The 21991-nt window shown below is 69.7% G+C and carries 19 protein-coding genes and 2 tRNA genes; 11 read left to right on the plus strand and 10 right to left on the minus strand.

Annotation, left to right across the window (positions count from 1 at the left end; all coding sequences use genetic code 11):
• Nucleotides 1-86: 86 nt before the first annotated feature.
• The 3 genes from ACWGSK_RS04830 (at nt 87) to ACWGSK_RS04840 (ending at nt 3554) form a co-directional block, all read left to right on the plus strand.
• Nucleotides 87-3026 carry a UPF0182 family membrane protein gene (locus tag ACWGSK_RS04830; RefSeq protein WP_452455242.1) on the plus strand — a complete coding sequence of 980 codons (2940 nt, stop codon included), beginning with the start codon at nt 87-89 and terminating at the stop codon, nt 3024-3026.
• Between the two features lie 160 nt (nt 3027-3186).
• Nucleotides 3187-3263 (plus strand) — tRNA-Met (locus ACWGSK_RS04835).
• A 214-nt stretch (nt 3264-3477) separates the two neighbouring features.
• A tRNA-Met gene (locus tag ACWGSK_RS04840) sits at nt 3478-3554 on the plus strand.
• Between the two features lie 143 nt (nt 3555-3697).
• On the opposite strand, the gene ACWGSK_RS04845 is transcribed toward ACWGSK_RS04840, so the two are convergent.
• From ACWGSK_RS04845 to hisN, 5 genes are all read right to left on the minus strand, one after another.
• On the minus strand, nt 3698-4417 hold the full coding sequence (locus ACWGSK_RS04845) for an ABC transporter ATP-binding protein (protein ID WP_358503439.1): 720 nt from the start codon (nt 4415-4417) through the stop codon (nt 3698-3700).
• Complete coding sequence (locus ACWGSK_RS04850; RefSeq protein ID WP_358503436.1) at nt 4418-5434, minus strand: efflux RND transporter periplasmic adaptor subunit; 1017 nt, start codon at nt 5432-5434, stop codon at nt 4418-4420.
• A gap of 8 nt (nt 5435-5442) precedes the next feature.
• On the minus strand, nt 5443-6696 hold the full coding sequence (locus tag ACWGSK_RS04855) for an ABC transporter permease (RefSeq protein WP_358503433.1): 1254 nt from the start codon (nt 6694-6696) through the stop codon (nt 5443-5445).
• Between the two features lie 169 nt (nt 6697-6865).
• Nucleotides 6866-7390: a hypothetical protein gene (locus ACWGSK_RS04860; protein WP_452455243.1), complete on the minus strand. Its 525-nt coding sequence runs from the start codon at nt 7388-7390 to the stop codon at nt 6866-6868.
• A 49-nt stretch (nt 7391-7439) separates the two neighbouring features.
• Entirely contained in the window at nt 7440-8246 is an 807-nt protein-coding gene (gene hisN / locus ACWGSK_RS04865; RefSeq protein ID WP_358503427.1) for a histidinol-phosphatase, read from the minus strand.
• 138 nt (nt 8247-8384) lie between these two features.
• Here hisN and ACWGSK_RS04870 point away from each other — a divergent pair, with 138 nt between their 5' ends.
• On the plus strand, nt 8385-8972 hold the full coding sequence (locus ACWGSK_RS04870; RefSeq protein ID WP_358503424.1) for a TetR family transcriptional regulator: 588 nt from the start codon (nt 8385-8387) through the stop codon (nt 8970-8972).
• A 61-nt stretch (nt 8973-9033) separates the two neighbouring features.
• Here ACWGSK_RS04870 and rsgA read toward each other — a convergent pair whose 3' ends face one another.
• Both rsgA and aroA read right to left on the minus strand, forming a co-directional pair.
• Complete coding sequence (gene rsgA / locus ACWGSK_RS04875) at nt 9034-10062, minus strand: ribosome small subunit-dependent GTPase A (protein WP_452455244.1); 1029 nt, start codon at nt 10060-10062, stop codon at nt 9034-9036.
• Entirely contained in the window at nt 10059-11387 is a 1329-nt protein-coding gene (aroA, locus tag ACWGSK_RS04880; RefSeq protein ID WP_452455245.1) for a 3-phosphoshikimate 1-carboxyvinyltransferase, read from the minus strand. The genes rsgA and aroA overlap by 4 nt, the downstream gene beginning before the upstream one ends.
• A gap of 122 nt (nt 11388-11509) precedes the next feature.
• Between aroA and ACWGSK_RS04885 the strand changes: the two genes are divergently transcribed.
• A complete protein-coding gene (locus ACWGSK_RS04885) occupies nt 11510-12682 on the plus strand; it encodes a cysteine desulfurase family protein (RefSeq protein WP_452455246.1) in 1173 nt (390 codons plus the stop codon).
• A gap of 147 nt (nt 12683-12829) precedes the next feature.
• On the opposite strand, the gene ACWGSK_RS04890 is transcribed toward ACWGSK_RS04885, so the two are convergent.
• Both ACWGSK_RS04890 and ACWGSK_RS04895 read right to left on the minus strand, forming a co-directional pair.
• Nucleotides 12830-13495: a peptidylprolyl isomerase gene (locus ACWGSK_RS04890; protein ID WP_358503412.1), complete on the minus strand. Its 666-nt coding sequence runs from the start codon at nt 13493-13495 to the stop codon at nt 12830-12832.
• Between the two features lie 107 nt (nt 13496-13602).
• Nucleotides 13603-14058 (minus strand): PLD nuclease N-terminal domain-containing protein, encoded by a 456-nt coding sequence (locus tag ACWGSK_RS04895; RefSeq protein ID WP_452455247.1) that lies wholly within the window; start codon nt 14056-14058, stop codon nt 13603-13605.
• A 211-nt stretch (nt 14059-14269) separates the two neighbouring features.
• Between ACWGSK_RS04895 and ACWGSK_RS04900 the strand changes: the two genes are divergently transcribed.
• From ACWGSK_RS04900 to ACWGSK_RS04910, 3 genes are all read left to right on the plus strand, one after another.
• Nucleotides 14270-15082: a helix-turn-helix domain-containing protein gene (locus ACWGSK_RS04900; RefSeq protein ID WP_358503406.1), complete on the plus strand. Its 813-nt coding sequence runs from the start codon at nt 14270-14272 to the stop codon at nt 15080-15082.
• A 78-nt stretch (nt 15083-15160) separates the two neighbouring features.
• On the plus strand, nt 15161-16375 hold the full coding sequence (locus tag ACWGSK_RS04905; RefSeq protein ID WP_452455248.1) for an amidohydrolase: 1215 nt from the start codon (nt 15161-15163) through the stop codon (nt 16373-16375).
• 206 nt (nt 16376-16581) lie between these two features.
• Nucleotides 16582-16746: a hypothetical protein gene (locus tag ACWGSK_RS04910; RefSeq protein ID WP_358503400.1), complete on the plus strand. Its 165-nt coding sequence runs from the start codon at nt 16582-16584 to the stop codon at nt 16744-16746.
• Nucleotides 16747-16764: 18 nt separating this feature from the next.
• Here the strand turns inward: ACWGSK_RS04910 and ACWGSK_RS04915 are convergent, their stop codons facing one another.
• Nucleotides 16765-17565: a TIGR03089 family protein gene (locus tag ACWGSK_RS04915; RefSeq protein WP_358503397.1), complete on the minus strand. Its 801-nt coding sequence runs from the start codon at nt 17563-17565 to the stop codon at nt 16765-16767.
• A 126-nt stretch (nt 17566-17691) separates the two neighbouring features.
• On the opposite strand from ACWGSK_RS04915, the gene ACWGSK_RS04920 reads away from it, so the two are divergent.
• From ACWGSK_RS04920 to ACWGSK_RS04930, 3 genes are all read left to right on the plus strand, one after another.
• Complete coding sequence (locus ACWGSK_RS04920) at nt 17692-19737, plus strand: hypothetical protein (protein WP_452455249.1); 2046 nt, start codon at nt 17692-17694, stop codon at nt 19735-19737.
• A gap of 79 nt (nt 19738-19816) precedes the next feature.
• A complete protein-coding gene (locus tag ACWGSK_RS04925; RefSeq protein ID WP_452455250.1) occupies nt 19817-20752 on the plus strand; it encodes a glycosyltransferase family 2 protein in 936 nt (311 codons plus the stop codon).
• Nucleotides 20749-21867, plus strand: coding sequence for a glycosyltransferase family 4 protein (locus ACWGSK_RS04930; RefSeq protein WP_452455251.1), 1119 nt, complete (start codon nt 20749-20751; stop codon nt 21865-21867). Before ACWGSK_RS04925 ends, ACWGSK_RS04930 begins: the two co-directional genes overlap by 4 nt.
• The last annotated feature ends 124 nt before the right edge of the window (nt 21868-21991 follow it).

The following is a 21991-nucleotide window of genomic DNA, read 5'->3' on the forward strand; positions in this document are numbered from 1 at the left end:
GGGGAGGCGTGAGCTTCCGATCGCCCGGCGCACCACCTGCGCGTATGCCTCGCCGATCAAGGTTGCTCGCGCCAGTCGCGGCGACCGTGGTCGTTATCATCGCGGGGCTGATGCTCGCCGCGAACTTCTGGACCGACTTCAAGTGGTTCAGCTCAGTCGGCTACACCAATGTCTTCCTGACCGAGCTGTGGACCCGGGTCCTACTGTTCGCGGTGGCGGCACTCGTGATGGCCGTCATCGTCGGCCTCAGCATCTTCTTCGCCTACAGGGCCCGGCCGGGCATCCGGCCGATGAGCCTGGAACAGCAGGGGCTGGACCGCTACCGGCAGTCCATCGACCCGCACCGCAAGCTCTTCTTCTGGATCGCCATCGGCGCCCTGGCGCTGTTGTCCGGCGCCGCCGCGAGCGGTGACTGGCGTTCCTACCTGCAGTTCGTGAACGGCGTGGACTTCGGTGTCGCCGACCCCGAGTTCGGCATCGACATCGCGTTCTTCGCGTTCACCTACCCGTTCCTGCGGATCCTGCTGGGCTACATGTACGCGGCGGTCATCCTGGCGTTCATCGCCGCGGTGATCGTGCACTACCTGTACGGCGGCGTCCGTCTGCAGAACGACTCCGGTCAGCGCGCCACCCCCGCGGCCCGGGTGCACCTTTCGGTGCTGCTCGGCATCTTCGTGCTGCTGCGCGCCGGTTCCTACTGGCTGGACCGTTACGGACTGGTCTTCTCCGACCGCGGCTACACGTTCGGTGCCTCCTACACCGACGTCAACGCCGTCAAGACGGCCCTCACCATCCTCACCGTCATCTCGGTGATCTGCGCGGTCCTGTTCTTCGCCAACATCGCCTTCAAGAACACGATGATCCCGGTGGCCTCCCTCGGCCTGCTGGTCCTCTCGGCGGTGGTCGTCGGCACGGCCTACCCGGAGATCGTCCAGCGCTTCCAGGTCGACCCCAACGAGCAGCGCCTGGAGAGCCCCTACATCGAACGCAACATCGAGAGCACGCGTGAGGCGTACGGTGTCGCCGACACCGAGGTGATCGACTACGACGCCACCACGGAGCTCACCCCGCAGGAGCTGGCGGCCGAGGCCGACACCATCCCCAGCGTTCGTCTGGCCGACCCGGCCGTGGTCTCGCAGACCTTCCAGCAGATGCAGCAGGTCCGTGGCTTCTACCAGTTCCCGGACGTGTTGGAGGTCGACCGCTACCCGGACTCCGAGGGCAACCTGATCGACACGATCGTCGCCGTCCGTGAACTGGACGGTCCGCCCGACGACCAGGACAACTGGCTGAACCGGCACCTGATCTACACGCACGGCTTCGGTATGGTCGCCGCCGCCGGCAACCTGATCGACGACGAGGGCCGCCCGGTCTTCACCGAGTACAACATCCCGCCGCGCGGTGAGTTGAGCGAGGTCACGGGCGAGTACGAGCCGCGGATCTACTACGGACGCGAGGGCGCCGAATACGTCATCGTCCAGGCGGAGGAGGAGTACGACCACCCCCTCGATGCCGAGAACGAGGAACCGGACGTTCCCACCCTCGAAGACGCCGTGGAGTCCAGCCCGAGCCCGAGTGCCGACGAGGCGCGTGCGCCCGCCGAGAACGAGGGTGGCGAGGAAGAGGCCCCGGCCGAGGACGCGGAAGGCGCCGAGGAAGGCTCCGGGGAGGGGTCGGAGGGCGATTCGCAGCAGTACAACCGCTACGAAGGTGACGGCGGCGTGCCGCTGAACAACTTCTTCGACCGCATCCTGTTCGCGATCAAGTACCAGGAAACGAGCATCCTGCTCAACAGCGCGATCACCGGCGACTCTCGGATCCTGTTCGAGCGTGACCCGCTGGACCGAGTCGAGAAGGTCGCGCCGTTCCTGACCGTGGACAGCCGCCCCTACCCGGCCGTGGTCGACGGCAGGGTCCAGTGGATCGTCGACGGGTACACCACCTCCGACGGTTACCCCTACGCCAATCGGATCGACTTCACCCAGGCGGTGACCGACACCTTCACCGATGGTTCCGCGCAGCAGGTCGGCGCGCTCCCCGGTAACGAGGTCAACTACATCCGCAACTCGGTGAAGGCCACCGTCGACGCCTACGACGGCACCGTCACCCTGTACGGCTGGGACGAGGAGGACCCCGTCCTGAAGACCTGGGAGGGCGCCTTCCCGGGCACGATCGTCGACAAGGACGAGATGAGCGACGAGCTCGTCCAGCACCTGCGCTACCCGGACGACCTGTTCAAGGTGCAGCGCGAGATCATGCGCGAGTACCACGTCACCGACGCCGCGTCCTACTACGGTGGTCAGGACTTCTGGTCGGTCCCCAACGACCCGACCCAGGAGGGGGAGGTCTCCGAGCCGCCCTACCGCCAGACCATCAACTTCCCCGGCTCGGAAGAGGCGAGCTTCTCGCTGACCAGCACGTTCGTGCCGCGTGGTCGTGAGAACCTGGCCGCGTTCATGGCGGTGGACAGCAACCCCGAGTCCGATGACTACGGCCAACTGAAGCTGTTGGAGCTGCCCCGCAGCACCGTGATCTTCGGCCCCGGTCAGGTGCAGAACGCGTTCGACTCCGACGCCGACGTGCGTGAGGTCCTGCTTCCGCTGGAGCAGTCCAACGCCGAGGTGACGCGAGGCAACCTGTTGACCCTGCCGTTCGCCGGCGGTCTGCTCTACGTGGAGCCCCTCTACGTGCAGGCCGGTGGTGGCGGTGCGGCGTCCTTCCCGTTGCTCCAGCAGGTCATGGTCGGCTTCGGTGAAGAGGTCGCGATCGGCAGCAACCTCCAGGACGCCCTGAACAACCTGTTCGAGGGCGGCGAGGGGCCGCTGCCGGACCCGGACGAGGAGGGCGCCGAGGACGAGGATCCGGCCGAGGGCGACTCCGACACCGGTTCCGAGGGCGACTCCGATCTCACCGAGGCCCTCAACGAGGCCGTCGACGCGTGGGAAGAGGCCCAGGAGAACAACGACGAGGCCAACGAGCGTCTGCGTGAGGCCCTTGAGGCCCTTGAGGACGCCGCGGGTGATTAGCCGCGAAGTCGAGGGCGGTAAGGCCTCGACGAGGCGTTGACGAGCGGGGCGGGTACCTTCGGGGCCCGCCCCGTCGGCTTCTCCGGGGGAGGGTGTCCCGGGTCTCCGTGCGCCGATTTGGTGTTGTCCCCACAAGCACGCTAATCTGAAGACACAACAACGCGGGGTGGAGCAGTTCGGTAGCTCGCTGGGCTCATAACCCAGAGGTCGCAGGTTCAAATCCTGTCCCCGCTACCAGGTTCGGGCCCGGAAGAAATTCCGGGCCCGGTACTTTTCTCGATTTTCGATCCCATGGATTGATAATCGGGTTCATCCACTTCAGCGCCCTGCTAGAGTGAATGAGAACCGGGTCGCTGGTAGGCCTGGTCGGGTGGGTTCTCCACCGGTTCGGCGGAAGTCGGAACGGATTTGCCACCCGGGGGTCAAGGCCCTAAAGTAGGAGACACAACAACGCGGGGTGGAGCAGTTCGGTAGCTCGCTGGGCTCATAACCCAGAGGTCGCAGGTTCAAATCCTGTCCCCGCTACCAAGGAAACACCGGGTGGAGAAATCCACCCGGTGTTTTTTCGTATACGGCTTATTCGACGGCGAAGCGACGCCGTTCCGACCGCCCGGGTGAGAAGGCGGGCGATCGGAACGGGACGGGCCTTGGGCCCGAGACCGTCGACCGGCTCAGCGGGTCCGGCCCTCCACCAGTTCCACCACGCGGTCGGCCCGTTCGGCGACCTTCGGGTCGTGCGTGACGACCACCACGGCGGAATCGTGTCCCCGGGCCTGTTCGATGAGCTGGTCCATGATCATGGTGCTGCTGGCGGCGTCCAGGGCGCCCGTGGGCTCGTCGGCGAGGAGCAACGCGGGTTCGCGGCTGAGCGCGCGAGCCAGGGCCACACGCTGCTGCTCACCGCCGGACAGCTGGTGCGGCTGGGAGTTCAGTCGGTGGCCCAGTCCCACCGACTCCAACAACTCCTTGGCCCGGGCGCGACGGCGCAGCGCCGGCACACCCGCCAGCACCAACGGCACGCCCACGTTGGCCAGGGCCGATCTCCGCTCCAACAGGTGGAACTGCTGGAAGACGAAGCCGATCCCGTCGCCGCGCAGCCGTGATCTGCGACCCTCGCGCAGGGACGTGGTGTCGATCCCGTCGAAGGTGTAGGAACCCGAACTGGGCGTGTCGAGCAACCCCAGTACGTTCAGCAACGTGGACTTGCCCGAGCCCGACTGACCGATGATCGCCACGACCTCGCCGCGGGCCACATCGAAGGCGCAGTCGCGCAGCACGTCGATGCGAGTGCCCGACACCACGAAGTGTCGGGTCAGCCCCTCGATCCGCAGGAGCGGGGTCGTGGCCCCAGGGGCGCGGACCGCCACGGGCAGGGGAGTGTCGAGCGACATCTAGCCCTCCTCCTCAAGGCCCTCGTCGTAGAACTCGTCGTCGAGCTCTTCGTCCAACGGGGCCTCGGGCACGTCGAACCGCGAATCCAGCGGAACCGGGTCGAGGACCTGCTCGCCCACGCTCAACCCCTCGGTGACCTCGATCGACCGTCCATCGGACATGCCCAGGGAGACCTCGCGGACCTCCTCGGAGCCACCGTCGTCGACCACGACGACCTCGCCCGATTCGACGTTGCCGCGCACCGCGGTCACCGGGACGACCACCACGTTCTCGACCTCCCCGGTGCTCACCGAGAGCTTGCCCTGGACCCCGTCGAAGACCGTCAGGTCGGAGGGGACCCGGCAGGTCAGCTGTGAGCCGCCGCCACCCCCGTCGCCCTCGGGGCCTTCCTCACCGGAGTCCTCCTGTTCGGCGGTTCCCAGCCCGATGAACTCGCATTCGGCGGCGGGCGGTCCCTTGTCGACCTGGAGCATGATCTCGCCGGGGTCCTCGTAGAACCGGTACAGGTCGTTGGCGGGCACCTGGGCGACCGCGTGGAACTCCCCGGTGGTGACCGAGGCGATCTTGGCGCCGGGCTCCAGTACGTCGTCCACCCGGACGTCCTCCAGGCCCGACACGGTGCCGCTCACGGGCGCGTACAGGGTGACCTCGCGGGTTCCGGAGGAAGAATCGCCTTCCTCGGCGTCGGGGGCGGGTTCGGCGGGCAGCGAGACGTTGACGACCGGGGCGCCCTCCTCCACGGTGGCTCCGTCGTCCAGCCACAGGCGGGTGACGGTACCGCCCTGGCGCGCCTCGACGGGTTCACCCGGTTCCTGCTGGACGGTGGCGTCCAGGACCAGCTGCGAACTGACCGTGCCCAGCGCGACCTCCACCGGTTCCCCGCTCACGTCCGCGGCGGCGCCGACGACGTCCTCGTCCGTGGGCGCCGAGCCCATGCGCGACAGCAGGAGGTAACCCGAGCCGACCAGTCCCAGCAGCAGGGCCGCGACCGCGCCGACGATGATCCACTTCTTCACTGTTTCTCCTATTCCCGCAGCCCGGCGACGACGGACGCGCGCAGCGCCCGCATCGCGGGGATGATCCCGGCCAAGAGACCGACGAAGGCGGCGCTGGTCAGACCGACCAGCACAGCCGATGGGGGTACGGCCATGGTGATGTCCGGCGGCAGCGCGACGAAGTTCCCGATGATCGCCCCCGCCGCCGCGACCAGGGCGAACGACAGCAGCAGGGCGATGATCCCGGCGACCACCGAGACCACGACGGACTCCATGACCACCGCCACGAACAACGTGAACCGGCTCGCGCCCAGGGCACGGTAGGTGGCCAGTTCACGGCGGCGTTCTCGGACGGTGACCAGTCCGACGTTGAGCACTCCGAGCAGCCCCGTGGTGAGGGTGATGCCGGCGACGACGAGCAGCCCCACCGACATGGCGGTGATGACGATGTCCGTCTCCGCGGCGAAGTCGCTGCGATAGGCGAAGTACTCGAAATGTTCGTCGGTACTCCACCGCCACCGCGCCGACTCCATGCGTTCGGTGAACTCGGTACCGCCGGTCATCTGGTCGGCCGCGCTGTCGGAGGGATCCAGCCGGGCCAGGTGTGTGATCCCCAGGTCCTCACCTCCCTCCTGGAAACCCCCGATATCGGGGTCCCAGGCGGGGCCGAAGATGATCTCCTCGGAAACGGGGGAGCGCAACAGGTAAGCGGAGTACCAGTCGCCGTCCAGGGCGGAACCCTCGGAGACGCCGACCACCCGCACGTCGATCCAGTGATCGGTGCCCATCTGGAGTTCGGTCCCGTCGCCGAGGGTGTCGGCGAGGGACTGGTTGACCACCAGGACCGGGGCGCGTGACTCCTGGTCGGCCTCGGTGAACCAGCGGCCCTGGGCGATGTTGATCCGTCTGATGTCGGAGAGGGTGGCGTCCACCCCGGTGACGCTCACGGATTCGATGACCCCGTCGCCCGAACGAAAGAGGGTCTCGTTCTGGGGAGCCTGGTACAGCGAGACGTCCTGGGCGCCGGCGCGGGCCAGGTCCTCCTCGTAGGCGGCCATGTCGCTGATGGGGTTGTAGGCCATGGCTTCGAGGGTGGCCGCGCGTCCGGCGTTGGCCTCGCTGAAGGCGGTGGCGTAACGCTGACCGAGGTCGCCGGCGGTGACGACCATGATCAACGCGCCGACACCGACGACGATCCCCGCGCAGGAAAGGATGGTTCGGGCGACGTTGGCCCGAGAACCGGCGAAGGCCAGCACGATCCCGGCGGTGAGGGAACGCAGCATGGAGCCCCTTCCCGTGTGTATGTAGGACCCGGCGCGGTGGTATCGGTGGCGCCGGGGCGGCCCGAGAGGGCGGGCCGTCAACAGACTCATCGCGGGGAAGGGGGTTCTCGGTTCACATCGAGAGCTTTTTCGGCCGGCCGGATCCGGCCACCGAGAGTGAGGGCGGGTCTCAGTCGACCTCGAAACCGTCGCATGTAATGGGGTCGCCGGCGTCGTCGGTCCACAGCACGGTGTGCGCACCGCTCGTGGTGGGGCCGGCGTCGAAGTCGTCGGGGAAGACCAGGGAGGCCCACTCGTCCCGACCGAGGTCGATCTCGGCGGAGGCGGTCTCGCCGTCGGGGGTGGTCACGGTCGCGACGACGCTCCGGGCGGGGCCGCCGGCGGCGTCGGACAGGCCGATCTCGGCGGGCTCTCCGGCTTCGAGGGCGACGCGAGGGGCCTGGCTGCGCCAGTCCCCGGCGACCCGGGGGTCCACCGCGGGGGCGCACGCGAAGTCGTCCGGGTCGTAGAGGGAACCGGACGTACCGAGCCCCGGCAGGCCGGTGTCGGCGGAGTCGCGCACGCTCTCGGCGATCATCTCGCTGAGCTGCCGGGGGCTGTGACCGTGGCCGTCGGTGCCGCAGGCGGTGGCCAGGAGGAGGACCGCCCCGCAGAGCACGATCGCGCGCCGTGGATGGGTTGTCGTGGTCAGCACACAGCGCACGCTACTACGTAACGTGTTCATTTGTGTGCGGAACGTGTCCTCAGTGGTGGCGCAGTGGGGTGGGTCCGCCGTTGAGCCAGGTCAGCGCCTGGTCGTGGAGCACACCGTTGCTGCACACCAGGGGGCCGCCGTCGACGAAGCCCTCACCGCGCAGGTCGGTGGCGCGCCCACCGGCCTCCTCCAGGATGATCGGCAGCGGAGCGGCGTCCCACAGCGACAGTTCGGGTTCGGCGGCGATGTCCACGGTGCCCTCCGCGACCATCACGTGCGACCAGAAGTCACCGTAGGCGCGGGTCCGCCAGACCGAACGGGTCAGACCGAGGAACGACTCCAGACGGCCCTGTTCCTCCCAGCCGGTCAGCGACGAGTAGCTGAACGAGGCGTCCGACAGCTCGCTCACCTTGGAGACCTGACAGCGCGAGGCCTTGGACAGACTGCGGCCGGACCAGGTGCCACCTCCCTTGGAGGCCCACCAACGGCGGTGCAGGGCCGGTGCGGAGATCAGGCCGACCACCGGCCGGTCGCCCTCCAACAGGGCGATGAGGGTCGCCCACACCGGGACGCCCCGAACGTAGTTCTTGGTGCCGTCGATGGGGTCGATGACCCACACCCGGTTGCTGTTCCCGCTCTTGCCGTACTCCTCGCCGACCACCGCGTCCCGGGGGCGCGCACGAGAGAGCACACTGCGCAGGGTCTCTTCGACGGTGCGGTCGGCCTCGGTGACCGGAGTGAGGTCCGGTTTGGTCTCGACGACCAGATCCAGCGCGCGGAAATGCTTCATCGCGATGTCGTCGGCGGAGTCGGCGAGCACGTGGGCCAGCCGCAGATCATCGTCAAAGGACACCATGGCCGGTAACGCTACCGTCCCGGGCACGAACATGGCCAAAGCGGCACCCGCACGTGATCAGAGTGTTAGGGGACGTGGGTCGAGGAGAGAGCACCCTTATCGCGGAAGCGGTATCCGGGCGGCTGCGAGGATGGGGGCATGGAAACCGTGAGCGGAGACAGACGCGGTGGGGTGAGCACCGGCGCGCGCGAACGGCTGCTGGACGCGGCCTACGCCGAGGTGCTCGCCGGCCACTGGGGTGAGCGTCGGATGGTCGACATCGCCACGGCCGCCGGTGTGTCCAGACAGACCCTCTACAACGTGTTCGGCAGCAAGGAGGGACTGCTCCAGACGGTGGTGGTGCGCGAGGTGAACACACTCCTGGACGAGGTCGTCCGGGTGCTGGAAGCCGAGGGGCACGACCCCGCGCACGCCGTCAGCCGTACCACCCGCATGGTCCTGCTGGCAGCCAGGGACAACCCGCTGTTGCGGTCCGTGGTCACCGGCGACGACGAACTGCTCCCCGTGCTGACCACCCGGGCCGAGCCCCTCATGGACCTCCTCGGGGAACGGATCTTCCGGACGCTGCGGGAGCGCTGCCCGACCGCCGAGCCGTCGGTCACCGAGGCGGTGGCCGACGTCACCCTGAGGCTGATCGTCTCCTACTCGCTGCAGCCCATCGACCCCGACCGCGCCGCGCGCCGTGTCGAGATGGTCGTCCACGGCATGCTCTCGGTGGAACGCTGAGGAGGGGTGGCCAGGGCACCCGGACCCGCTTCGCGCCGACCGGTGTGGCCGGGCCGGACGATCAGGAGCGCGGATCGGCCGGGGCGGCGGGTTCGGTGTCGTCCTCGCCCTCGCGGCTGCTCAACAGCCGACGCAACGAGGCCACCCGGTCCGTGTCGATCTCGCCCCGCTCCAGGGCCGCGGAGATGGCGCAGCCGGGCGCGTCCTCTTGGTGGGTGCACTCCGGTGGGCAGTCCACGGCGAACTCGTCGAGGTCGTGGAAGCCCGCGACGATGTCGTCCGGGTCGATGTGCGCCAACCCGAAGCTGCGCACCCCCGGGGTGTCGATCAGCCAGCCGCCCTCGAACTCCAGGGCCGAGGCCGAAGTGGACGTGTGACGACCGCGTCCGGTGACCGCGTTGACGTGCCCGACGGCCCGTTCGGCGCTCGGGACCAGCCGGTTGACCAGGGTGGACTTGCCCACCCCGGACGAACCCACGAACACGGTGGTCCGCCCGGCCAGGCGTGCGCGGAGCCCGCTCGGATCCTGGTCCGGGCCCAGTACCTCGTAGGGCAGCCCGAGGGGTTCGTAGACGCCGAGCATCTCGTCGGGGGAGGCCAGGTCGGCCTTGGTCAGGCACAGCAGGGGTTCCAGCCCGGCGTCGTAGGCGGCCACCAGGCACCGGTCCACGAAGCGCGGTTGCGGCGCGGGGTCGGCCAGCGCGCACACGATGGCGAGCTGGTCGGCGTTGGCCACGATCACCCGCTCCACCGGATCGGTGTCGTCGGCGGTGCGCCTGAGCACGGACTCACGTTCGCGAACCCGGACCACCCGGGCCAGGGTGTCGGGCCTGCCGGACAGGTCGCCGACCAGGTCCACCCTGTCGCCGACCACGATGGAGCCCCGGCCCAACTCGCGGGCCTTCATCGCCACCACGGGCACCCGGTCCACCAGACAGCGGTACCGGCCCCGGTCCACGGCGGTGACCAGTCCCTCCCGGGCGTTCTCGTGCTTGGGCCGCTTGCTGGTGCGGGGTATGGACCCACCCCGGGCGCGCACCCGGATGTCGTCCTCGTCGAGGTGACGTCCTCCGCCTCGTGTGCGACTCAAGACAGGACCTCGGACCACAGTCCCGGGAAATCGGGGATGGTCTTGCGGGTGGTGGCGATGTTCTCCACCTCCACCCCGGGCACCGCCAGCCCGATCACCGCTCCGGACGTGGCCATCCGGTGGTCGTCGTAGGAGTGGAACACCCCGCCGTGCAACGGACGTGGGCGGATCACCAGCCCGTCGGGCAGCTCCTCGGCGTCCCCACCGAGCCGGTTGATCTCGGTGGCCAGGGCCGCGATGCGGTCGGTCTCGTGCCGGCGCAGGTGGGCGATACCGGTCAGTCGGGACGGGGAGTCGGCCAGGGCGGCCAGCACGGCGATGGTGGGGCTGAGTTCACCGACGTCGTGCAGGTCGGCGGTGATGCCGTGGATCGCCCCGGTTCCGCGCACGGTCAAGCCGCCATCGGCGGTACGGGAGACCTCGCCGCCCATCCTGGTGAGCAACCCGCGCAGGGCGTCACCGGCCTGGGTGGTGTGCTCCGGCCACCCGTCGACGGTCACCTCGCCCTTGGAGACCAGGGCCGCGGCGAGGAAGGGAGCGGCGTTGGACAGGTCCGGGTCGACGGTGATCTCGGTGGCGCGCAGCGGGCCGGGGGCCACCTTCCAGGAGTTCTTCCCGGTGGTGATCTCGGCCCCGGCGGCGCGCAGCATCTCGATCGTCATGTCCACGTGTGGCTGGGAGGGCATCGGCGGGCCCTGATGGCGCAGGTGGATCCCCTCGGTGAAGCGGGCGCCGCCGAGCAGCAGCGCGGACACGAACTGGGAGGAACCCGAGGCGTCCAGCACGACCTCGCCACCACGCACGGAACCGGTGCCGTGGATGGTCAGCGGGAACGCGCCGCGCCCCTCGTCGTCGATGTCGGCCCCCAGCGCGCGCAGGGCGCCGAGGAGTTCGCCCACCGGCCGTTCACGGGCCCGTGGATCGCCGTCGAAACGCACGTCCCCCGAGGCCAGGGCCGCCAGGGGTGGCACGAAGCGCATGACCGTGCCCGCGTTGCCCACGTCCACCGTGGCCGGGCCGCGCAGCGGGGCGGGGGTGATGGACAGGTCCGGTGCGGCCGGATCGTTCGAGGGCACCTCGGTCACGGTGACGCCCAGCGCCCGCAGCGCGCCCACCATGAGTTCGCTGTCCCGGCTCACCAGGGGGGCGCGCACCAGGCACGGCTCCTCCGACAGGGCCGCGATGACCAGGGCCCGGTTGGTGATGGACTTGGATCCGGGCAGGCGGATCCGGGCGTGCAGCGGGGCGCCCGCGGTGGGCGCGGGCCAGTGCTCCCCGGTGGGGGTGTCGTTCCGGTGGGACGGCGTGGACGCGGAATCAGGCATGGTCCAAGGTTATCGGTCCGGGGCCCGACCTGGAGGATCACTCGTCCGGCCTGTGGACGACCGGGGCGGCGGGCCGACCACGGACGGGAGGCCGGAACGTCCCACGTATCCTTGATCGCGCCATGGTGTATCTGGATCACGCAGCCACGACCGACGTCCGCCCCGAGGTGATCGCCGAGATCTCGGCGCAGCTCGGTGCCCTCGGTAACCCGTCCTCCCTGCACGGACACGGCCGTGCCGCCCGCCGAACGGTGGAGGAGGCGCGCGAGTCGATCGCGGCGGCGGTCGGCGCGACCCCGCACGAGGTCGTCTTCACCGCCGGCGGTACCGAGTCGAACAACATCGCCATCAAGGGCCTGTATTGGGCCCGTAACGCCGAGGACCCCGCACGCACCCGGCTCCTGGTCAGCGCCGTGGAACACCACGCCGCCCTCGATCCGGCCCGGTGGATGGCCGACCACCAGGGCGCCGTGTACGAGGAACTTCCGGTGGACGCGGTCGGCCGGGTGAGCCCGAGCACGCTGCGCGCCGCCATCGAACGCGACCCCGGATCGGTGGCCGTGGTGTCGGTGATGTGGGCCAACAACGAGATCGGCACCCTGCAGCCGGTTCGGGAACTGGCCGCGGTCGCCGCCGAGTTCGGTGTCCCCTTCCACACCGACGCGGTCCAGGCCGTGGGCGTGGAGGACGTGGACTTCGCCGGCAGCGGGGTGAGCGCGCTGACCCTGAGCGGCCACAAGCTCGGTGGCCCGGTGGGCGCCGGTGCCCTGGTCCTGGCACGAGGCCTGACCCCGACCCCGGTCCTGCACGGTGGCGGTCAGGAACGCGACATCCGTTCCGGCACCCTGGCCGCACCGCTCACCCGTGGTCTGGCGACCGCGGTGGGCTTGGCGGTCTCCGAGCGCAGGGAGCACGCCAAACACCTGGCGTCCCTGCGCGACGAACTGGAGGCCGGCGTCCACGCGGCCGTCCCGGACGTGGTGGTCAACGGCGACACCGACCGGCGGTTGCCCGGCATCGCCCACCTGTCCTTCCCCGGCTGTGAGGGCGACGCCCTGTTGATGCTCCTCGACGCCCGAGGCGTCTCCTGCTCGACGGGTTCGGCCTGTTCGGCGGGGGTCGCCCAGCCCAGTCACGTGTTGTTGGCCACCGGGGCCGACACCGAGATGGCGCTGAGCAGCCTGCGCCTGTCCCTGGGGCGGACCTCCACCACGCAGGACGTGGCACGGCTGGTCGCGGAGATCGGCCCGGCGGTCGAGCGCGCTCGTGCCGCCCGCGCCAAGCGCCGCCGCTGACCCACCCCCGAACGGCCCGACCGTGACGGACCGCATACGCGAGGCGGGCCGCACACGAAACACGAAAAGGGGTGGCGGGACCCCGTCCCACCACCCCTGGACGTTCGTCGAACCTTCGTCCGACGCCACCGGGTGTTCGCCGCAGCGTCAGTCGTCGGCGCGGTCGATGGTGACCGACTCCAGCACGACGTCGCTGTTCGGCTTGTCGTTGGCGTCGGTCTCCACGGCGGAGATCGCGTCCACGATCTCCATCGACTCCTCGTCGGCGACCTTGCCGAAGATCGTGTGCATGTTGTTCAGGTGCGGGGTCGGCTCGACCGTGATGAAGAACTGGGAGCCGTTGGTGGCCGGACCCGAGTTGGCCATGGCCAGCATGCCCGGTTCGTCGAAGGTCAGACCGGAGTCGAACTCGTCGGGGAACTGGTAGCCGGGTCCGCCGCGGCCGGTGCCCTCCGGGTCGCCGCCCTGGAGCATGAAGTCCGGGATGATCCGGTGGAAGATCGTCCCGTCGTAGAACCGCTCCTCGCCCGTCTCCGGGTTGGTCGCGAGACCGCCCTCGGCCAGGCCGACGAAGTTGGCGACGGTGATGGGGGCGTCGTCGGGCAGCAGCTCCAGTGCGATGTCGCCCTCGCTGGTGTGCAGGGTCGCGCCCTCCACCCCGGTGATGTCCACCTCGGCGGGCAGCGGGGATTCCTCCGAGGCTTCGGGGGACGGGGAGTCGGTCTCCGGTGCGGGTTCCTCGGACTGGCAGGCCGCGGTGGCGAACAAGGCGGTGCAGGCGAGGATCGATACCGGCAGAGTCAAGCGGTTCATCGGGTTCACTTCCGGAAGGTCAGGTTCGCGGCGGGGCGGCTTCAGCGTACTGCGAATTCGGACGGCCCAGATGTTCGGGACCTATCCGTCCGAACCCCCCGTGGCGCTCAGGGCGAGGACTCCGTCGGGTCCTCGTCGACGTCGCGTTCGCCCTGTTCGAGGCCTTCCTCCCGCTGCTCCCGCCGCCGTTCGAGGCGTTCGCGTTCCTCGCGGGCCTGCAACTCCCTGGCCCGAGCGCGCTGCTCCTCGGCCCGCTCGCGGCACTGCCGCAGGAACGCCTCGTCCTCCTCGGTGGTGGAGGCGCGTGCCCTGCTCGGGTGGTCGTACTCGGGGAACGGCGAGGGCGGCCCCACCGGACCCTCGACGGACGTTCGTTCACGGCGAGGGCGGCCCAGGAGGAACCACGCCGCGGCGCCGATCTTCGGCAGTAACAGGACGATCACCGCCCAAGCGGGCTTGGGCAGGAGGCGGACCCCTTCCGCTTCGGAACCGATGACGTCGAAGAGCACGTAGACCCAGAACACCAGTGACAGGACCGTGGCGATGAGGGCGAGGTAGACCAACAGACCTTCCAATCGGGGGAAACACTCGACAGGGGAAGAACGACATCGCGGACTTTGTGTTGACTTGTCACGGATGGCCGCACCCGTCGAGTCGCTTGACCGGCCACCCGGGGGCAAGAGAAGGTCGAAGCCCGGGGGCTGGGGCGTCGCAACGAGGGTACGTCACTCCAGGCCCCCAGAGGTGTCGGCAGAATCGGGAGAGGTCATGGGCATGAATTCGACGTTGCCGTCGGCGATGTGGCTCCCCTTCGGGGCTCGGATCCTACGTGCCCGCTCCGCCCGAGGGCTCTCACGCAGCGAGCTCGCCAGGAGCGTCGGGGTCACCGACGACAAGCTCCGCGAGGTGGAGGACGCGCATTGCAGACCGGCCCGTTCCCTGGTCGAACGGGTCGACACCGCCCTGGGCACCGAGCACCAACTACTCGACGCCTGGGCCATCGCGTTGCAGGCGGAGGCCTTCCCCAACGAGTTCGGCGACATGAGGGAACTCGGCACCCACGCCGCGCGGTTGTGGGAACACCAGCCCATGACCGTTCCGGTGTTCCTACGTACCCGTGAATACTCGCGGGCGGTGCTGGGCCCGCGGCACTCCGACCTGGAGCCGGACGACATCGAGGCCATGGTGGACGAGGAGATGGCCTACCGCGCGGCGATGACCGGCCCCGAGGGTCCGGCGTTGCGGGTGGTCGTCAACGAATCGGTGCTGCGTCGGCCCCAGGGCGGGGCGGCGGTCCTCAACGGTCAACGCGACTTCCTCGCCGACCTGGTCGAGGCGGGCATCGTCGACCTCGCGACCATCCCCGAGGACACCCCGTACCACCCGGGGCTGGGTGGCGCGTTCCGGATCATGGAGTTCGCCGACCGGCCCAGCATGGTCTACGCCTTCGCCACCCAGGGCGGTGATCTCACCGGCGACAGTGAGGACGTCGGACACTGCCGGAAGGTGCGCGACTCCATCGAGGAGGCGAGCGTCGAGCTCACCCCCGACTCCGAACTGCTCACCGCTCGCCGGCCCGAGGGATGATCCCACGAGCGGGTCGTTGGATGATCGGTGCGGTAATGGTCTTGGGTGCGTACCCGGGCATGGGCTAGGTTGCCGGCCATGGATATCGCTATCACTTCCGGATACGTCGTGCCCGTCGCGGGGGACCCCATCGAGGGCGGGACGGTCCTGATCTCCGACGGTCGCATCACCGCGGTGGGGACGGCGGACGAGATCGCCGTCCCCGAGGGGGCCGAGGTCGTCGACGCCGCGGGCCAGTGGGTCCTGCCCGGCTTCGTCGAGGCGCACGGGCATGTCGGCATCCACGAGGAGACCATCGGCTGGGCCGGTGACGACACCAACGAGATGACCGACCCCAACGGCGCCCGCATGCGTGCCATCGACGCCATCAACCCCGCCGACCAGGGGTTCGTCGACGCGCTGTCGGGCGGTGTCACCAGCTCCGTGATCAAGCCCGGCTCGGGTAACCCCATCGGCGGCCGCACCGTCGCCATCAAGATGTGGGGTCGCAGCGTCGAGGACCGTCTGCTCAAGGAACCCGTCAGCGTCAAGAGTGCCCTGGGCGAGAACCCCAAGCGCGTCTACGGCAACAAGGACTCACTCCCCTCCACCCGGCAGGGTGTGGCCGCGGTCATCCGCGACGCCTTCACCAAGGCCCAGGACTACAAGGTCAAGCGGGACCACGCCACCGAGGAGGGCAAGCCCTTCGACCGTGACAACACGTTGGAGACCCTGGTCCAGGTGCTGGACGGCGAAGTGCCCTGGTGCCAGCACGTGCACCGCGCCGACGACATGCACACCGCGATGCGTCTGGCGGACGAGTTCGGCTACCGGCTCATCATCAACCACTGCACCGAGGGCCACCTGCTGGCCGACGAGATCGCCGCGCGCGACATCCCCGTCATCACCGGCCCGCTGATGACCTCCCGTTCCAAGGTGGAGGTCGGCAATCGGACCCTGGCCAACCCCGGCATCCTGGACCGTGCCGGCGTCAAGGTCGCCCTCACCACCGACGCCCCGGTCATCCCGGTGGAGTTCCTCGTCTACCAGGCGATCCTGTGCGTGAAGGAGGGGATGGACCGCGACTCCGCGATCCGCGCCCTGACCATCAACCCCGCCGAGATCATGGGCCTGGACGACCGTGTGGGTTCCCTCAAGCCCGGCCTGGACGCCGACGTGGTGGTCTGGTCCGGCGACCCGCTCGACATCATGAGCCGTGCCCTGCGCGTGTTCGTGAGCGGTCGCCAGGTGTACACCTACGACCGGGAACGTCGCGAGGGCATCGCCCTGGACCCCTACTACCGGGAGCCCTGAGCACCGGCGTCACCCGCGCCGCGCGCTCCTTCGTCTAAGGAGGGAACGGGCGATCTGAGGCATCCGCGAGGCCGCGGCCGACCCGTCTAAGGGGGCCGCGGCCTCGCGCTTCGATGAGGTCTTCCGATGTGCCGCGGGGGTCCTTAGACCGAGTCTGGGATCAGCCGGGGGAACGGCCCCCGGCCGGTGAACCCCCGGAGAACCCCATGCACCCCGACCACAGCGCCCAGGCCGCCGATCAGTACCGCGCCGAGATGGAGCGGATCGCCCGCGAGGAACGGGCGGCCCGTGAGGCCGCCCGTGCCGACAAGGAACGCGGCGACCGCGAACGCGCCAAGGGCCGAGACCCCGACCATGACCTCGTGGTGTGAACCCTCGGAGTCGTCCGCTCAGTCCACCCGTCGGAAGGGCGCGTCGCCCTCGGGAACCCATCCGTACACCACGCTCACCCGTTCGGTCCCCAACCGCTTGAGGAATCGCTCCTCCTCGCCGGCGGCCGGGGCGGGGGTCAACACCAGCGGAACACCGGAGACGATCGCGGCGGTGAGCACCGACAGGTCCTCGCCCAGGGCCGTCAACGGGGCGTCGGAGGCGACCACCACGGCCAGCCGGTCGCCCTCGGCCAGCCCCCAGGCCTCGGCACGGGCCCGGCCGGCGGCAACCACCTCGGCGCCGGTCAGCGCGCGCTCGCCCACCTCCAGCGCGGTCTCGCCGGCGTCGACGGGATAGGGCTGGAAGTGGTCGCCGTGCCCGCGGACCTCCACGGTGTAGTCGGTGACCATCGCGGGCACCTCCTTGAGTGGCATCCCCAAGGAATCGAGGGAGGTGCCCACGACCTCCTCCGCGCCGCTGTCCTGAGCCGCCGTCAGCCGGTCGGGGCCGGCCACCGACACCTCGGTGTTCGGGGCCACGTCACCCGAACCGTCCAGTACCGCGGACGCGCCCACCGACCAGCAGGACAGCAGCCACGCCAACGACTGCCAGTGCGGCGGCAGAGCCACCGCAACCCGGTCGCCGGGCTGGGTGCCGAAGCCGTCCACCAGCATGTTCGAGGTCTTGGAGACCCAGTTGTCCAGGGTGGCCCGGGACAGTTCCACCCGGTCCCCGAGATCGTCGTAGGAGGTCACGAACGGGCGGGCGGGATCGGCTGAGACGAGAGCGCGCCACAGCGGCGCGGGAGAATCGGACATGGCCCTCATGGTAGGAGCCCCGGGGGAGCGGAGGACGACCGTGGCCGGTGCCACGGCCCCGTCGGGAAGAGGGCGTGCGGGCGGTGCCGGTGTGCGTACCGGTGCCGGAAGTGCCAGAGTTGCCCCATGCGCTTGCTTCCCGGACGGTTCCTCGCCCGTGTGACCGCGCTCCCCGCGATCGCCCTCTCGGCCTGGCTCCTCGTAGCCTTCCCCTTGCTGGTCGCGGGCTGGTTCACTCCGCTGCTCGGGCTCCTTCTGGGGGCGCCCGCGGTGTTGGTGGCCTGCGCGCTGTCGCCCCGCCTGATCCCCGACCTCGACGAGGACCACCTCTCGTGGTGGCCGGTGGTGGCGGTGCTGCTCATCACGGTCGCCTTCGCCGTGGTCCAGATCGCCTACCACGCCGAGGCGTTGGTCATTCGCCGTGATCCCGCCTCCTACGCCATGTACACGTCGTGGATCGCGGAGAACGGGTTCCTGCCCATCCCGCAGCAGCGCGAACTCATAGCCGGTGACGATCCGGCGCTCAACTACCGGAGCCTGGCCCATTACGAGCGCGACGACGTCATCTGGCCACAGTTCATGGCGGGCGCCCCCCTGGTGCTGTCGATCGGCTACTGGCTGGGCGGGCTCGACGGCATGCTCGTCGCCACCCCCATCCTCGGCGCGCTCGGGGTCCTCACCTTCGCCGGGCTCACCGCCCGCCTGGTCGGGGCGCGTTGGGCGCCCCTGGCCGCGCTGGTGCTGGCGGTCTGCCTGCCCCAACAGTGGGTCAGCAGGTTCACCTACAGCGAGCCGCTCGCCCAGATCCTGCTTCTGGGCGGCCTGATCATCGCGTTCGACGCCCTGAGCCGAAGACGCGCCCTCACCGACGGGTGGGGAGCGGGCCACACGCTCGCCGCGATCGCCGGGGTGGTGCTCGGTCTCGGGGTGTTGGTGCGCATCGACGCCATCCGCGACCTGTTGCCGGTGATCGGGTTCGTCGGACTGTTCCTGGTGGCCCGGCGCGGTCAGGCCCTGCCCCTGCTCGGCGGGCTCGTCGTGGGCGTGGTCTACGGGTTGGTCGCGGGGTACGGCTACTCGCTGCCCTACCTGGAGTACCTGTCGGATTCGATGAACCCGCTGCTGCTCATCAGCTCGGTCGTCATCTTCATCACCGTCGTCCTCACCGCCGCGCTCTGGCGGTACGGACTGCCGCACACCGAACGGGTCCGGTGGCTGCCGAACGCGGTCGGCCTGCTCGCGATCCTCGTCATGGTGGGTTTCGCGATCCGCCCGTTGCTGTGGCCGGACTACGGCCACGGCAGCGACTTCACCGACCAGTGGGTCGCGGCGGTCCAACAGACGGAGGGGCTGCCGATCGAGGGCAGTCGCACCTACTACGACATGAGCCTGTACTGGGTGGGCTGGTACGTGGGGCTGGGCACCGTGATGTTCGCGGCCCTCGGGGTCGCCCTGGTGCTGCGCCGACTCACGCTCCGTCGCGACACACAGTGGTTGTTGCCCGCGATGCTGCTCGTGTGGACGGTCGCCACGACCCTGCTGCGTCCGGCCATCACACCGGACCACCCCTGGGCCAGTCGTCGGCTGATCGTGCTGGTCATCCCGGCCTTCATCCTTTTCGCGCTGTGGTTCCTGGCCTGGCTCACCCGCTACTGCGAACGGTCCGTCCGGTACGGCCACGGCGGCCCGCTCGCCCGCTCGCTTCCGGCGGTGGTGGCCGCGGGGGCGGCCGTCGCCATGCTCGGCCCCACCCTGGTCACCTCCGCCGCCGGGATCATGGGGTACCGGCAGGACATCGGAACGGTCGCGGCGACCGAACGCCTGTGCGCGTCACTACCGCGGGACGCCTCGGTCATCGTGGTGGACTCGGGGATGGCGGGCGCCTACATGCCGTTGCTCCGCAACGTGTGCGGGGCGCCCACCGCGGCCATGGACGCGCCCGACGAGGAATCGGTGGACCGGGTGGTGGGCGCCGTCTACGAACGGGACCGCACCCCCGTGCTCGCCGCGCCGGAGTGGAACCAACTGGACGAGGTCACCGACGCCGACGAGGCCGAACGCGACTTCTACGTCGTCGCCGACATGGACCCGAGTACGCTCATGGAACCCCCCACCGGTTCCTGGGATTTCCGCGGCAGTGTCTGGACGGTCGTTCCGGAACCCCCTGGATGAGACTTTTCGAGTCCCCACGGCGGTGCTCCGAACCGTCGCCCGCCGTTTCCGACAAACCCGCTCCGTCGAGAAGAACACGATGAGTCACGCCGACACCGAACAACCGCGCGAGCGCGCCGACGAACCTCCCGTCCGGGTCACGATCGTCCTGCCCTGTTTCAACGAGGAGGACCACGTCGTCGACGAGGTCAAGCGGATCTGCTCGGCCATGGACGCCTCCGGGTACGGGTACGAACTGCTCGCCGTGGACGACGCCTCCGCCGACGGCACCCTGGACCGCCTGCGCGAGGTCGAACACCTCTTCCCGCACACGCGGGTGGTCGCCTTCGGACACAACGGAGGCGCCGGCACCGTGAGACGGATCGGCAGCCAACGGGCCCGGGGCGAGTTCGTGGTGTGGACCGACGCGGACATGACCTACCCCAACGAGCGCATCCCCGAACTGGTGGCCATGCTCGAAGCCGACCCCGAGATCGACCAGGTCGTCGGCGCGCGCACCCAGGAGATGGGCACCCACAAGGCGCTGCGGGTCCCCGCCAAGTGGGTGATCCGCAAGATCGCCGAACGCCTCACCAACACCCCCATCCCCGACCTCAACTCCGGGCTCCGGGTGTTCCGCCGGGACGTGGCCCGCCCCTACCTGCGTCTGCTGCCGCCCGGGTTCTCCTGCGTCACCACGATCACGCTGGCGTTCCTGTCCAACCAGCACCAGATCAGGTACGTGCCCATCGAGTACGCCAAGCGCGCCGGAACCTCCAAGTTCCACTTCGTGAGCGACGCCTACCGGTACATCCTCCAGGTGCTGCGCATGGTCATGTACTTCAACCCGCTCAAGGTCCTGATGCCGCCCGCCCTGTGGCTGTTGGGCATCGGCGCCGCCAAGCTGGTCTTCGACCAGGTGCGGAACCTGTTCTACCTGCCGAGCAACACGGTCTTCATCCTCATGACGGGGCTGCTCCTCACGGCCATCGCGCTGCTGGCCGACCTCATCGTGCGCTCCAGGGAGCATTCGTGAGACGGATCGCGCTCGTGGGGCCCGCCCACCCGTACAAGGGCGGTGGCGCCCGGCACACCACCGAACTCGCCCACCGCCTGGCCGCCCAGGGGCACCGGGTCCGGATCCAGTCCTGGCTGGCCCAGTATCCGGCCGCCCTGTACCCGGGTGAACAGACCGTCGCCGACCCCGAGGGCGAGCCCTTCCCCGACACCCGGCACGACCTCGCCTGGTACCGGCCCGACGGTTGGTTCGCGACGGGTCGGCGGCTGGCCCGCACCGAGGGCCTGGTGGTGCTCACCCTGTTCTCACCGGTCCAGGTCCCCGCCTACCTGGGGATCCTGGCCGGACTGCGCTCGGCTCGACCGAGCCGAGGAGCCGAGCGAACCCGTGTGGTGGTCCTGTGCCACAACGTCCTGCCGCACGAACGCCGTGCCGTGGACGTCTCCCTGGTCCGCGCCCTGCTGCGCCGCGCCGATGGGGTGCTCACCCACTCGACCGAACAGGCCCGCCTGGCCGAAGGGCTGCTCGGTTCCGAGCGTCGTCGGCCGGTGGTCGCGCCGATGCCCCCGCACCTGCCCGACACCGGCGCGCGTTCCGCGCCGGAGCCGGGGGAGCGGCGCCACCTGCTCTTCCTCGGGATCGTGCGCCCCTACAAGGGCGTGGACGTGTTGCTGCGGGCGCTGGCCGAGGGCGCTCCCGACGACGTCACCCTGACCGTGGCCGGAGAGTTCTGGGGAGGATCCGCCGACCTGACCGCGTTGGCCCGTCGTCTCGGGGTGGCCGATCGGGTGCGCTTCCGCGAGGGCTACGTGCCCGCCGAGGAACTCCCCGAGTTGTTCGCCGCCGCCGACGCCATGGTGTTGCCGTACCGTTCCGCCACCGCCAGTCAGAACGTGTGGCTGGCCCACGAGCACGGTCTACCGGTGATCGCCACCCGGGCGGGGGCCCTCGCCGACCACGTGCGCGAGGGGGTGGACGGGATGCTGTGCGAACCCGGCGACGTCACCGACCTGGCTCGGGCTTTGGCCGACTTCTACCGCCCGGGGGTTCCCGAGCGTCTGCGCGCGGGCGTGCGCCCGGTGGAGGCCGCCCCGTTCTGGAAGGACTACACCGCCCGTCTCCTAGGAGCCTGACCACGGAGGGGAGGCCGTTGCCTCCCCGTCCCGCGTTCGGCGCTCTCAGTTGGAGCCCGGGAGCGGACAGCGGCCCGGGGCCCGAGTTGGAAGTCCTCAAGAGTCAGTCGTGTGGGAGACACCT

This window comes from Nocardiopsis sp. NPDC055551, from assembly GCF_053619415.1.